The sequence below is a fragment of the Sphingobacterium sp. SGR-19 genome, from assembly GCF_011043555.1.
In the GTDB taxonomy this organism is placed as follows: Bacteria; Bacteroidota; Bacteroidia; order Sphingobacteriales; family Sphingobacteriaceae; genus Sphingobacterium.
Map to the genome: position 1 here is coordinate 92,221 of NZ_JAAKGS010000001.1, position 13,115 is coordinate 105,335.

Annotated in this window: 12 protein-coding genes; 7 read left to right on the forward strand and 5 right to left on the reverse strand. The window is 40.6% G+C overall.

Annotation, left to right across the window (positions count from 1 at the left end; genetic code table 11):
* The first annotated feature begins 57 nt into the window (after positions 1 to 57).
* Positions 58 to 2,253 (forward strand): glucoamylase family protein, encoded by a 2,196-nt coding sequence (locus G5B43_RS00425; RefSeq protein WP_240904680.1) that lies wholly within the window; start codon positions 58 to 60, stop codon positions 2,251 to 2,253.
* A 65-nt stretch (positions 2,254 to 2,318) separates the two neighbouring features.
* Positions 2,319 to 2,834, forward strand: coding sequence for an OmpA family protein (locus tag G5B43_RS00430; RefSeq protein ID WP_165292754.1), 516 nt, complete (start codon positions 2,319 to 2,321; stop codon positions 2,832 to 2,834).
* 72 nt (positions 2,835 to 2,906) lie between these two features.
* On the opposite strand, the gene G5B43_RS00435 is transcribed toward G5B43_RS00430, so the two are convergent.
* Entirely contained in the window at positions 2,907 to 3,305 is a 399-nt protein-coding gene (locus tag G5B43_RS00435) for a hypothetical protein (RefSeq protein WP_165292755.1), read from the reverse strand.
* A 263-nt stretch (positions 3,306 to 3,568) separates the two neighbouring features.
* Between G5B43_RS00435 and ggpS the strand changes: the two genes are divergently transcribed.
* The gene (gene ggpS, locus G5B43_RS00440; protein WP_240904682.1) at positions 3,569 to 5,812 is read left to right on the forward strand and encodes a glucosylglycerol-phosphate synthase; all 2,244 of its coding nucleotides are present in this window, start codon (positions 3,569 to 3,571) and stop codon (positions 5,810 to 5,812) included.
* Between the two features lie 56 nt (positions 5,813 to 5,868).
* Here ggpS and G5B43_RS00445 read toward each other — a convergent pair whose 3' ends face one another.
* From G5B43_RS00445 to G5B43_RS00455, 3 genes are read right to left on the reverse strand one after another with little or no spacing between them, the layout of a single operon-like run.
* A complete protein-coding gene (locus tag G5B43_RS00445) occupies positions 5,869 to 6,879 on the reverse strand; it encodes a glutathione synthase (RefSeq protein WP_165292756.1) in 1,011 nt (336 codons plus the stop codon).
* A 15-nt stretch (positions 6,880 to 6,894) separates the two neighbouring features.
* On the reverse strand, positions 6,895 to 8,742 hold the full coding sequence (locus G5B43_RS00450) for a flavohemoglobin expression-modulating QEGLA motif protein (RefSeq protein ID WP_165292757.1): 1,848 nt from the start codon (positions 8,740 to 8,742) through the stop codon (positions 6,895 to 6,897).
* The gene (locus G5B43_RS00455; RefSeq protein WP_165292758.1) at positions 8,732 to 9,514 is read right to left on the reverse strand and encodes an N-formylglutamate amidohydrolase; all 783 of its coding nucleotides are present in this window, start codon (positions 9,512 to 9,514) and stop codon (positions 8,732 to 8,734) included. Before G5B43_RS00455 ends, G5B43_RS00450 begins: the two co-directional genes overlap by 11 nt.
* A gap of 187 nt (positions 9,515 to 9,701) precedes the next feature.
* On the opposite strand from G5B43_RS00455, the gene G5B43_RS00460 reads away from it, so the two are divergent.
* The 4 genes from G5B43_RS00460 (at position 9,702) to trxA (ending at position 12,562) form a co-directional block, all read left to right on the forward strand.
* Positions 9,702 to 11,084, forward strand: coding sequence for an MBL fold metallo-hydrolase (locus G5B43_RS00460; RefSeq protein WP_165292759.1), 1,383 nt, complete (start codon positions 9,702 to 9,704; stop codon positions 11,082 to 11,084).
* A 6-nt stretch (positions 11,085 to 11,090) separates the two neighbouring features.
* Positions 11,091 to 11,654 carry a YeeE/YedE family protein gene (locus tag G5B43_RS00465; protein ID WP_165292760.1) on the forward strand — a complete coding sequence of 188 codons (564 nt, stop codon included), beginning with the start codon at positions 11,091 to 11,093 and terminating at the stop codon, positions 11,652 to 11,654.
* A 9-nt stretch (positions 11,655 to 11,663) separates the two neighbouring features.
* A complete protein-coding gene (locus tag G5B43_RS00470) occupies positions 11,664 to 12,155 on the forward strand; it encodes a DUF6691 family protein (protein ID WP_165292761.1) in 492 nt (163 codons plus the stop codon).
* A gap of 101 nt (positions 12,156 to 12,256) precedes the next feature.
* Positions 12,257 to 12,562: a thioredoxin gene (trxA, locus tag G5B43_RS00475; RefSeq protein ID WP_317167467.1), complete on the forward strand. Its 306-nt coding sequence runs from the start codon at positions 12,257 to 12,259 to the stop codon at positions 12,560 to 12,562.
* Here the strand turns inward: trxA and G5B43_RS00480 are convergent.
* Positions 12,546 to 13,112: an NADPH-dependent FMN reductase gene (locus tag G5B43_RS00480; protein ID WP_165292763.1), complete on the reverse strand. Its 567-nt coding sequence runs from the start codon at positions 13,110 to 13,112 to the stop codon at positions 12,546 to 12,548. The genes trxA and G5B43_RS00480 overlap by 17 nt on opposite strands.
* Between the last annotated feature and the right edge of the window lie 3 nt (positions 13,113 to 13,115).

A 13,115-nucleotide genomic window follows, 5' to 3' on the forward strand; every position in this document is an offset into this window, starting at 1 on the left:
GGAGAATAGTTAAATGGTTCAATATTTGCTTATTTTTGTCGAAGATCAATATTTGTTATGAAGCAACTCTATTTGTTTGTTCTTATACTAGCTAGTATGATCGGCGCATCGAAAAACGGATATGCCGATACCTATCCCGAAGTTGTCTTTGACAACAGTTTGGTGAAAGGTGTTTACGCCAAAAGTAAGGTGAATTATGAGGGACACTCCTGGGTTGAGAACTTGAATCATCATCTATTGGTGTCTGATACATTGTTCTTCACGCCCGGCAATTCACTCTCTTTACAATATAAGTCGGCTGTGGATGGCGACTGGCAAGTCGATCTGCAGTATAGCCGTCAGAAACTCAATTATCAGATTGATCGTTCTGACTACCTCGTGTTTAAATTATTTATCAAGTCCGTAAATACAAAAGCGAATAATCTACCTAAAATAAGTATTCGGCAAAAACATTCAGAAACAAACCAATTGGAATTGGGATCTTATATAAAGAATCTCGACTATAACAAGTGGATAGATGTGCGGATTCCAATAGGTGATTTTAAGAACTTGCATATCAAAGAATCTATTACTACGTTGCGCTTTGCTCAAAATGGACCAGATGACGTAATACATTATCTGTTTATTGACCAGGTGGAGTTTCTTTCCAAGGGTGCTTCGCAAGTAAAACTCTCTTCACCCGCCATCCTATCGTCTGCTGTGGCATATGATAAGCAGGTTCATTTGCAATGGCAATTGCCATTGACACCCTCCATCCGTTATATCAAAATATATCGATCAGAGGACAGCAAAGATTTCCGTGCAGTCGGTATACGTCCAACTTCGATGCAAGGCTGTTTAGACTATGTCGATGACCTTGGCAAAACATATTATTATAAAATCGCATGGGTCGACTATAATTATGAGGAATCACCGTTTTCTGCAGTAAAGGAAGTGAAGACGAAAAAGCTGAATGAAACAGAATTATTGGATTTGGTGCAAGGAGCACATGTCAATTATTTCGCAGAGAACTACGATATCAATAGTGGTATGTATCTGCCATTCCGTATGAAAGAGCGTGCCGTTGTATCAGTTAAGGAAAGTGGGAATGCCATATTAAGCTTAATTGTTGGCGTAGAAAAAGAACGCATTAATAGATCTCTAGCTGTAGGACGTATTTCCCGTATTGTTTATTTTCTCGCGAAAGCACAGAACCATTTAGGCATCTTTCCAGCGTATTTTGACGGACGTACAGGCTTGCCCGAACATCGTAATAATGAAGCAACTTACGATGTGTTAGCAACGTCATCTATAATAGAAGCGTTACTCGTGGCGCGTCAATATTTTTCAGAGGATAACGAAACCGAAACGGATATGCGGAAACGGATAACTGCACTTTGGGAAAATATTAAATGGAATCAATTAGTAGCGGAAGGATATAGCGACGTGCTGGTAGAAAAAATATCAGTAGCGGATTCCTCCCAGCGCTATCCGACCCTTGGTGGGATAAACGAATCCATCAATGCGTACTTGTTGGCGATGAGTGCTCCGAAATATGCGATCCCACTTTCTGCTTACGAAAATGGCATTAAAAATATCGATTTAACTTACTCATCGGATTATAATAAGATGGATAGCCTTGCAAGAGACACGATTTCAACTCTCATGCGAAGCTTCCGATTTGCCATTGACCCCCTTGGGAACAGATCGGAACATATAGCCAATAGAGTCTCGGTGTTTCAAGATACCATTATGTATGGAGAACACCTTCTGTTTGGCTTTTCGGGATCAACTTTATTGGATTTATACAAACCATTTTTCACGATACACCCTAAATTGTTAAGCGACGGAAATATCGATTATGAAGACGCAATACGCAATTATATTAAAGTACGGAAACGCCGAGATAACGAAATCGGAGTAGGGTCAACCAATTCCGATATATGGGGGTTTTATCAACGTATGGATAGCGTAGGAAGCTATCGCATCAACCCCGCTATCGCACCATCCTCGATGTTTATGTTGAATGAAGAAGGGAAAAAGGCTGTGCTCGCATTGTATGATAACTATGGTGAAAACTTTTTTACAGAATATGGATTCCGCGCGTGGCTTGATTTGCGAAACAACGATGTGTCGGATGAATATTTTGCTACAAACCAAGCGGCTATCGCCGTTTGTATCGAAAACGCACGATCAGGGTTGATATGGAATTTATACAGAGAAATACCAGAAATAAAAGCGTTGTTGACAAAGCTATTTGGAGAGGATAAATAAAAAAGAAGCCTTAGGCTTGAACTTTGAAAATTACTATCTTTACGGCATAACTTAAAAACAAATTCATGAAATATCTAAGTACGGTTGCATTTTCACTTATCGTTGCTCTTGGTGTAACGTCTTGCAAACAACAAGCTATTATGGTTAATCCCGGTGCTGTCGTTTCTAAGGATGGAACTGACGACGGTTTGAAAAATGTGAAAGGTGAGTTTAAAGATGCCAAACGCACGGACGAGGGAATTAAATTTACACTTTCTTCCGACCTTTTGTTTCCAACAAATTCTTCCTATTTAACAGATAAGGCAAAGATAGAATTAAGTAAACTATCAAAACTGCTGATCAACGATACGGCAAAGAAGGTACGTGTGGATGGCCATACGGACGCAACAGGGACGGCAGAATACAACCAATGGTTGTCAGAAAAAAGAGCTGCTTCGGTTAAGAAATTCTTGGAAGATGCAGGTGTATCAGGATCTCGTATTAGTACACAGGGCTTAGGACAGACGAGTCCGATAGCAGATAATAAAACACCAGAAGGCCGTCAGAAAAACAGACGTGTGGAGGTTATTATTCTCAACTAGTTATCTCCTAAGATAATAATATACAAAAAAACTGTTGTTTGAGGGGCTCTGAAGGTAGTATTCTGCCTACCTTCATTCCTGCTCGAACGTTTTTGTACCAGCAGAAATATAATAGTTTTTATATCGGATGATGTCACGGGAGTTTGTAATATATTTTATAGCAGCATTCTTAAATAAATAAGCCGTTGCTCGCTCTTCCATCGTGCGTAAAAAAAACTCGAATTCTTTATAAAGTTCCTTTCGTACCTCACTCGTGAATTTACTGTTTTTGACAATCGCCAAAAATTGATCGTTATCAATTTTAAAGGTAATGCTGTCTATACTATCTCGGTAAAAATACAGTAATGGTGTGGGCAATTCATCCATAAAAATAGCAAAACCGACCTCGTCGTCCTGTATTTTGATTACAAAAGCATGGAAATGTACTGTGCCAATTTTTTGGTCGTCTACAGCAATTAGTTTAGTAAACATAAAACACGTCAATAGGTTTCGTTAAATATACAACTTATTATCTTTAGTTTATTATAGTTCGTAAATAATTTTGTTAGGCAGATGATAACCGTTTGATCCTAAATTACATTTCAATTTGCTTAATAGTTTAATTTTTAGTATATTTGAGTTTTTCAAATGGCAAAAGATTCTAAGCTTATCCGGCTAACGGTAACAGCTAAACGATTCTTTATATACATATGCCAATCACATTTAGAATTTAAAACGATAAAAAAGGACATAATATGATGCTATTAGCAACAGATTTAGATGGAACATTTTTAGGTGGAAGCATGAAAAATAGACTGCGTCTGTATCGATTAATTAAACAATTTTCCGAAATACAGTTAGTGTTTGTTACTGGGCGTGGTTTAGAATCTGTTATCCCCTTGCTCAATGATCCGCTCATTCCGAGACCTGATTATATTATTGCGGATGTCGGGGCGACTATCGTTAACGGGTTAACATTAGAAGCCATAGAACCGATACAAGGAAATATCGAGAGCAGATGGCCTTCTCCTTATGCAATACGTTCGCGTGTTTTGGAAAAAACGGATGTGGTTTATCAAGAAGTTCCTCAACAACGTCGCTGCTCTTTCTACTATGATACAGGCACGAATTTATCCCATGTTTATAAAATAGCGGAGAGTTTCGATTGTGATGTAATTACATCGGTTAATAAATATTTGGACATATTACCCAAAGATGTGAACAAAGGGAGCACATTGAAAGCGTTGGTTGAGCATCTGCACATTAATGAGGGTGATGTATTGGTTGCGGGCGATACGCTTAATGATCTCTCTTTGTATGATACGGGATATAAGGGAGTCGTAGTAGGAGAGGCAGAATCATCTTTGCTTGAACATACGGCCAGTTATGAAAATGTTTATCACGCGGTCGAGTCGGGAGCGGGGGGCATTATAGAGTCGATGACTTACTTTGAACCTTTCCGTAGATATGCCGATTCGGTGCATAAATATAAATCGACACAACCTGGCAAAGGTTCTAATCAACTGGTGGTGGTTTACCATCGATTGCCTTTTGAACAAGAGATTGTTGATGGTAAACCGAAGAGGGTAACTCCGAAAAGTCCCAATGGCATTATCCCATCATTACTTGGACTATTCGAAAAAGAACGATCCGGTATTTGGGTCGGAGAGGAGGTCCAACAAGAGAATACCCCCAATGTACCCAATCAATTGATCGATGAGGATAAATATCCGAACTTGGTGGCAGCTACCATCGGTCTTTCGAAAGAGGATATAGATCAGTTTTATCGTGTTTTTTCCAAAGAAGCTTTTTGGCCTACAATTTTCTCTTTTGTAGACAAGGCGAAATTTAATCACGACGACTGGGAGCATTATCTAAAAATTAACCGAATCTTTGCCGAGCGTATTGCGAAAGAAGCTGATCAAGATGCCTTGGTTTGGATTCACGAATATAACCTTTGGATGGTTCCTGCCTATTTAAAACCGCTACGTCCGGACTTAAAGATTGGTTTTTTCCACCATACCTCATTTCCGGCGGCCGATATTTTCAACATCATCCCGTGGCGTAAGGAGATTATAGGAAGCTTATTGCTATGTGATTTCATAAGTTTCCATATACCACGCTACGTGGAGAATTTTATTGATGTACTGCGATCGCATACACCGTTCAAGGTCGTAAAGCGGATCAACACGGCAAAACAGTTTCTGACTTACAGCTGCGCTTTAGGGGTAAGCCAGATGACAAAAGTTATCGAGATAGATGGTCGCCAAATAAGGTTAGGTGCACAGCCCGTCGGCGTGAATATGGAAAAGATACGGTCTATTCTCAAACAAGCAGATATTAAAAAGGAAGTTTCCTCTGCGCTTAAAAAGAAAGCTACAAGCGGGATGACGACTATTCTTTCCGTAGAACGTCTCGACTATGTAAAAGGACCATTAGAAAAAATTCACGCATTTGGTGAGTTTCTTGAGGAAAACCCTGAATATCGTGGAAAAGTGGAGTTGGTAAATATTTGTACACCGCCCTCACAAGGCATGAAAATATACGATGACATACGCGATGAGGTTAACCGTGCGGTAGGTGAAATCAATGGTCGTTTTGCGACAATGGATTGGACACCCATCCAATACTTTTATAGGTCACTGCCTTTTGAAGAGGTCGTGCAGCTCTACGCTATCAGCGATATCGCTTGGATTACACCATTGAGGGATGGATTGAATCTGGTCGCAAAAGAATACGTTGCCGTGCAAGGAGCTATTAAGGGCGCGGGCGCCTTGGTGTTGTCGGAGTTTGCGGGTGCATCGGTTGAATTACCCTATACAGTTCTGACTAACCCTTATGATATGAAAAGTATGAAAGAGAGCTTATTAAAAGCGCTGCTTATGCCAGAAGCGGAACGGACTGCACGTATCAATAGGTTGTATGATCAAGTGAAATATTATGATATCCATTATTGGGGAAAGGATTTTGTAAGGGAACTGGAAAAGAGTGTAAAATAGAACCTTCATAAAACGCCTTTCAAAATTTTGAAAGGCGTTTTTCAAGTTATATATTTCTATTTCGAATTTTTCCGTTGCTCAACTTGTTTTTCTATATGATCTAAAACAAAACTAACAAAGTCCACATCATTAAGTTTAGAGGCCAAGTTGAGTGCGCCTGGGCTAAAGACATTGATTTCCATTATTTTATCACCTACGATGTCGAGTCCTACGAAATACATGCCGTCTTCTTTAAGTTTCTCCGTGACTTTGGAAACTGTACCCAAGATGGTGTCATTAATATTCGCTTGTTGGGCACTTCCCCCCTGATGGATATTGCTCCGGATATCTCCCTTTTTCTGTACACGGTTAACGGCCGCATATTTTCCGTCTACTTGTATCGGATCGCCATTTAACAGGAAAAAACGAATATCACCGTTTGCGGCGTCGGGCAAGTATTCCTGCGCTAGTAAATAGCCGTCGCGCGTAATGACTTCTACCGTTTGCTTTAAGTTATGTCGTTCATCTTCTTTCACCAAGAAAACATTCTTACCTCCAGATCCCGTTAATGGCTTAAGGATAATTTTATTGTTTTGCTCATCCAAAAAAGATATCACATCCTGATAAGAACGGGTAATTATGGTTTTCGGACGAATTTCCTTTGGAAAGTATTCTAAATAGAATTTGTTTGTAGCCTCAACTAATTTGTCGGGGTCGTTAATAACCCACGTCCCCCTCCGTTTGATGAGCTGTGCGAATTGGAGCGCTGTTGCGGAAGCCCATGGGCGATTAATCATGTCGACAACCGGATCATAACGAAGCCAAAGTAGATCCATATCATGTGCATCAACATACTCTTTTTCTTTTTTGCGTAGAACTTCAAGCAATTGATCTGGGGTTTCTACCTCTTCCATAGGCTGCAATATACGGCAATATGCTCCCACACTGTCTTCTTGATGATAAGTAAAGTCAGCTAAACCTATATAAAGCACGCTATGTCCACGCTTATGTGCGTTAAAAGCTAACCAAGTGGTGGTATATATAGTTTCCTCTTTGTGGGTTTGGTTGATTACGAATGCGATGTTCATATATTTTCTTTGATATTAGTAATTAATCATTTTAAAAATACTGGCAAATTGATTTAAATCTTTCAATTTCTCCGTATAAGGCTCGCTTAAGTAACGCGGTTTAATGCGCGGCGGTCTCAATACACCCCGTTGGATCAAATCGTGCACGATGGGTAGATAGTCTTCTCGGATCTTGCCAATGGTCAATAGATTCAAATCTTTGCCTTCCTGTATATATTGAATAAGCTCTTTAAATCCCTGCAAATAAGCAGTGTCTTTTGTGAGCCCACCTGAACGATATACACGCATGGTCATGGTAAAGGAGGTATTCATGCTGAAACCATACTCTTCGTGCAACATATCAAATGTCTCCACAAACGAATGCCCGAGTAGCATATGTTGTACTGCGATGACACGCCCCGCCAATATGCGTAACCGTTCATTGGTAAGCCCGCCAACTAGATATTCGGCAAGAACGGCCAGTCCTTCCTGCAACTGTTCATATCCGGGAACACCCAACCTGAAGAAACTAAAAGGCTGCTCTTTTCCGTTAAAGTAGGTAATGATATGAGTGCCCACTTCATGCTGGATAAGTGCGAGTGCTCGCCGCTTACTTATCTTATATTGCTTACTGATATTTAGAACACCATGGTTTACCATAACCCCAGCGATATCATCACGTACCCGTACGCTGGTTTTGAACGTAGGGGATTGTTGTTGGAGAAATGATATTTCCTCTTCTGCTAACTGCGCGAATGCTTTGGCATCTAAATATTCTTCTTCTGGTTTTTGCCGATCTGGTTGTGCAATACTATCAATGGCAGTGAGTACGGCTTTTGCCAAATCGTATAATTGTTCATCTACATTCCCAAAAACCATCAAGCTTCCATATTTGAAATCCGATGTACCGCGAGAAGCGAGCATAGTCATCATATCGTCGAGTTCCCGCCGCTTATCTCTAAAAAGATAAGCAATTGTAGGGTCGTAGATATCTTCAATACGTAGGTTATACAGGTTTCGCTTCACGATATCGGGATCGATTGGAATAGGACGATAATGAAAAATAGGTGTTTTTCGGAATCTATCCTTCTTGAACTGTAACCATGCGTCGTGTGAATTGGTCGGCGTAGTCAGCAGCAGAAAATCAAATTTTTGACTTTCTTTCGCCAGCGCCCGATCGATTTCATATATCTCTGTATAAAGTTTTTCCTGACCCTTCATTTTAAACTCCGTGGCCTTGGCCGTTGTATACAGCCGCACAAATTCAAAGAATAAGCGTGAAAGACCTTTTGCTAAAGACTCTCGAAAAACCCTAGCCAACAATGGTAAATGTACACCATTGATATCCTCATATGTTTTGCGAACAGATATACCCAGAGAAAGGACAATGTTACTTTTTGTATCTTCCGTGTTTACCAAAAGTGGAAGTCGGGGCGGTCGGGGTAACTTCGTTTCCTTCTTGAGCTCGATGAGAAGTTCAGGTGCTTCCGTCTCTATATTTTTCTTGAGATACTCGGCCAGCACCAGCGCATTTTTTTGCGAAAGATGAATTGCAATATCTGTATCTTGATCAACCGCGGCATTCCAAACCTCAATGAGTAAGCAGGTGCCAAATTCATCTGCCATCGCGCTTGTCAATTTCGGAATCCACTGACTTATCTGATCGTCATCACCATTGGGCAAAAAGATCACGCTAGCTAGCTCCGATTTAGTTAGTTCCGACAGCACGCGGTCTTTACCCGACTCGGGCACACGATAAATGAATAGATAGGGAACTATTTTGTTAAAGATAATTTTTCCCCGATTCGGGATTTGCTTATGTATGGGCGTCCTGTTTTTAATTGCCCGTAATAGTTGAGGCAATATTTTGTCTTTAAACTCCATATGCATCTATTTTTTGCAAATCTTTTAACGCACGAAGCAATAACTGTTTGTATTCAAGTATAATAGGTTGATAAGGAAGCCCCGTCCATTCGTTCATAAAATCTTTTCGGAATTCGATCGACAGGACACAACCTCGGTCACCAAATTTCTGAAGAATATGCTGCGCCAAATATCCACCTTTAAATTTTACGTTCTCCCGAATATCAATAGCTTCTCCCAACAGTTGTTGGCTCTGTACACTCTCTATAAATTTGTCGATAACCAATCGCCATTTTTCATCGTTGTAATATGTGCCTAAGTTTATCTGCGGATTCGCTTTTTTATCGATCGGCTCTTCTTCACTGATTCGTTGGGCATTATACGTATGTACATCAAAAGCGATAAAAAAGTCGTATTTATCAATGGTATGTTGTATATAGTTATCCAGCTGCTGATAGAAATTCTTATGCTCCTCATAGAGTTGCTGTAAAATGGTAGACGGTAGTGTGTCTTTCCAAACATTCAATCCCCAAGCCTGTTCAGGTCGAAGGTACACGGCGTCTTCTTCCTTTCGGTTAATATCCAATTGAAAGCGCGAGGTAGCAACAAAAAGTTGGTTGACGGGTAATTCTGCCATCGAGGCAGTATAGGGATCTTCTTCTCTTAAACGTTGGGTTTCATCTAACAGGATAAATTGCTCTGCAGCCGGGTCTACCTGATGTCCATCATGGATCGCAAAAGCCCAGAAAGGGCTGTCAACAAGGTGTACACGGTATTGGAATAATGACGTCATATTCATTTTGTCTTTGTTAATAATAACATGTTAGTCGACAAATAGTTTTATGGAGCGGCCACGCGGAAATGGACTTTTTAGAAATCAAAACTTGTGTAACCAAAGTAACCGAACAATAAAAAATAAAATAGGAACTTTGTATAAGACAATAGAATAAGTTAATATAGAACTACTTAAAAATAAAGATATGTTTTTTCAACACGTTTATGATAAAAGTTTAGCACAAGCTAGCTATGTAATAGGCTGCCAAGCTACAGGTGAGACCATCGTGATTGACGCGCAAAGAGATATAGATGTATATCTGCACATTGCGAAGGAAAATAATCTTCGCATAACGCACATCGCTGAAACACATATCCACGCCGATTTTCTTTGTGGCTCGCGGGAGTTAGCGGCCGTTACCGAGGCTAAAATGTATCTTTCCGATGAAGGTGGCGAGGATTGGCAATATCAGTTTCCACATGAAGGATTGCGGGACGGCGATGTTATTAGAGTGGGTAACCTCAGTCTGGAGGTCATCCACACACCCGGACACACGCCCGAAAGTATCTGCTTTTTATTGATTGATCATCCCGCGACTGATAAGCCTGTCATGATATTTACCGGTGATTTTGTGTTTGTAGGAGATATCGGACGTCCGGACTTGCTGGAGAAAGCTGCCGGACTGATGGGAACAAAAGAAATTGGTGTTAAGCAGATGTGTCAATCGCTGAAAAAGTTTGCAGCAATACCGGAATATGTTCAAGTATGGCCAGCACATGGTGCAGGTTCTGCCTGTGGAAAAGCATTAGGAGCCGTACACAGTTCGACGGTAGGCTATGAAAAGATCCGTAATTGGGCATTTCAATATGGGGATGATGAACAGGGGTTTGCTGATTACCTTTTAGCCGACCAGCCCGAACCGCCAATCTATTTTGTTAAGATGAAGCACCTCAACAAAGTTGACCGGCCCTTGTTGATAGAGGTTCCGAAACATCCGAAATTATCCAGAGAACAGTTTCTTTCCGCGTACAAGAAAGGGCTTACGGTTATAGACACGCGCAAAAAAGCCGATTTTGCACAAGGTTTCATTCCAAAAAGCGTAAACATTCAGGGCAACAATTCCTTTGCCACTTGGTGCGGTTGGCTACTGAACTACCAAGAACAATTTGTGTTGGTAGCAGAAGATAACCAGATGGAAGATTTGACACGTAAGCTCATGCGTATCGGCTTGGATAATATATATGGTTATATTTCAGATGTCGACGACCTGGGTTTGGATTTAGAAATAGCGGAAGTGATTTCACTAGATGAGTTTAGAACGTCCATCGTCAAAGAGGATGTGCAGATCGTTGATGTACGTGGAGCTACCGAATATGAAGCAGGGCATGTAGAAGGAGCAGACCATGTGTTTGTGGGGACATTGGAGAACAACCTAGATAAAATAAACAAAGACAAACAGATCATTGTTCATTGTCAAGCCGGCGATCGCTCCACTATTGCTTATTCTCTTTTGAAGAGAAATGGGTTTGACAAGATTAAAAATTATGCTGGTGGGATGAAGGAATGGAAAGGAATTAATAAAAATTAGTTGAAAATGTTAGAATTCTTGAAACAACCTTGGCCTTGGTATATCGCTGGGCCGTTGATTGGGCTTACAGTGCCCGCCTTGCTGCTACTGGGCAATAAATCGTTTGGAATCAGTTCATCTTTACGCCATATATGTGCTTCTTGTATACCAGCAAAAATACCCTTCTTTCAGTACAATTGGAAAAAAGAAGTTTGGAACCTGTTTTTTGTAGCTGGTATTCTGTTAGGAGGCATTATCGGAGCGGGACTCCTCAGTAATCCAAACCCCGTGGTTGTGAATCCGGCATTAGCGGATGAACTGGCAGGTTATGGTATAACAAACTATAATAATTTAGTTCCTGAGGACATCATGAACTGGCAATCACTTTTTACGTTAAAAGGATTTTTCCTGATGATAGTGGGGGGATTTCTAGTTGGATTTGGCACGCGTTATGCCGGTGGCTGTACAAGTGGGCATGCTATTATGGGCTTGTCTAACCTTCAATGGCCTTCACTTGTGGCCGCAATGTGTTTTATGATTGGAGGTTTTATCATGGCGAACCTGATTTTGCCCTATATATTATCACTTTAAAGACTAAAGATGGATTACAAAGATACAGATTTGGAAAAAAGAGCACAGGACGCGATGTGCGTCAATGAAAGCCGATTGGAACATAAATGGTATCACCATATCAAATACGTGATAGTAGGTATAATATTTGGGATTATATTTGTCAAATCGGAGGTTATCAGTTGGTTTCGTATACAGGAAATGTTTCGTTTGCAATCCTTTCATATGTATGGAATAATTGGTAGTGCAGTATTGGTAGGGCTTCTATCTGTTTGGCTGATTAAAAGATTCCATATCAAGACTATTTACGGCGAACCGATCAGCATTTCTCCAAAGAAATTCAATAAAGGTCAAATCTATGGGGGATTGATTTTCGGTTTCGGTTGGGCGATTACAGGAGCGTGTCCCGGACCATTGTATGCACAGATTGGTACAGGTGTCACTGTGATTATCGTGACTTTGCTCAGTGCTGTTGCAGGTACGTGGCTGTATGGGTATTTAAAGGAAAAGCTGCCTCATTAACAAAATTATGTTTATTAACAAAATTATGGCGTGACTAAAACTTTTCTTCTTCAAAATGCTTATATATTTGTGGCTCCTGTCCGCGATGTTCAAAAAATAAAATAAGAAACACTATGACATTCCAAGAGATAATAAATCAAGACAAACCGGTTCTGGTCGATTTTTTCGCCGAATGGTGCGGCCCTTGCAAGATGCAAGCGCCGATATTGGATGAACTAAAGGAGCGCGTAGGTGAACGTGCTTCTATCATAAAGATAGATGTCGACAAGAATCCCCAAGTCGCATCAACGTTAGGGGTACGTGGTGTACCCACATTGGTTCTCTTCCGCAAAGGGGAAATACGGTGGAGACAATCGGGCGTATACCCCGCAAACGAACTAGAGCGTTTAATTAATGAGAACCTTTAGTATGCTGTTCAACAAATTTTGTGTAAGAATCCAGTACCTGTCTTAAAAAATTAGCCGTGTCTTCGTTAGTCAGATGACCGTTGTCGTCAAACAATTTTTGTACGTTCGCCAGATAGACCTCGGGTTGTTGCAATGTTGGCATATCAAGGAAAACAAGCGACTGCCGTAAATGATGGTTGGCGCCGAAGCCGCTTAAGTTGCTTATAGACGAAGAAATGACTAATGTTGGTTTCCCTCCCCATGCATTTTGGCCATAAGGTCGGGAACCAACATCTATTGCATTTTTTAACACGCCTGGTACAGAGCGATTATATTCCGGTGTGATGAAAACAACCCCATCTAACGATTTGATCTTTTTGCGAAAAGGAGCGTAGGCTGCAGGGCTTTCACCTTCGTCGTAATCTTGATTGTATAACGCAAGATCACCTATTTCGATACGTTCCAGTGTATAGGCCTCTGGTGCATTTTCGATAAGAAAATTTGCAATCTTTTTACTGAAAGAACCTTTTCTTAAAGATCCTACAACTATACCAATTGTTTTTGCTGCCATGAT

Excerpts from the sequence above, each read along its gene's own strand:
- G5B43_RS00425 (WP_240904680.1), top strand. The coding sequence starts at position 58 with ATGAAGCAACTCTATTTGTTTGTTCTTATACTAGCTAGTATGATCGGC.
- G5B43_RS00430 (WP_165292754.1), top strand. The coding sequence starts at position 2,319 with ATGAAATATCTAAGTACGGTTGCATTTTCACTTATCGTTGCTCTTGGT.
- G5B43_RS00435 (WP_165292755.1), bottom strand. The coding sequence starts at position 3,305 with ATGTTTACTAAACTAATTGCTGTAGACGACCAAAAAATTGGCACAGTA.
- ggpS (WP_240904682.1), top strand. The coding sequence starts at position 3,569 with ATGATGCTATTAGCAACAGATTTAGATGGAACATTTTTAGGTGGAAGC.
- G5B43_RS00445 (WP_165292756.1), bottom strand. The coding sequence starts at position 6,879 with ATGAACATCGCATTCGTAATCAACCAAACCCACAAAGAGGAAACTATA.
- G5B43_RS00450 (WP_165292757.1), bottom strand. The coding sequence starts at position 8,742 with ATGGAGTTTAAAGACAAAATATTGCCTCAACTATTACGGGCAATTAAA.
- G5B43_RS00455 (WP_165292758.1), bottom strand. The coding sequence starts at position 9,514 with ATGACGTCATTATTCCAATACCGTGTACACCTTGTTGACAGCCCTTTC.
- G5B43_RS00460 (WP_165292759.1), top strand. The coding sequence starts at position 9,702 with ATGTTTTTTCAACACGTTTATGATAAAAGTTTAGCACAAGCTAGCTAT.
- G5B43_RS00465 (WP_165292760.1), top strand. The coding sequence starts at position 11,091 with ATGTTAGAATTCTTGAAACAACCTTGGCCTTGGTATATCGCTGGGCCG.
- G5B43_RS00470 (WP_165292761.1), top strand. The coding sequence starts at position 11,664 with ATGGATTACAAAGATACAGATTTGGAAAAAAGAGCACAGGACGCGATG.
- G5B43_RS00480 (WP_165292763.1), bottom strand. The coding sequence starts at position 13,112 with ATGGCAGCAAAAACAATTGGTATAGTTGTAGGATCTTTAAGAAAAGGT.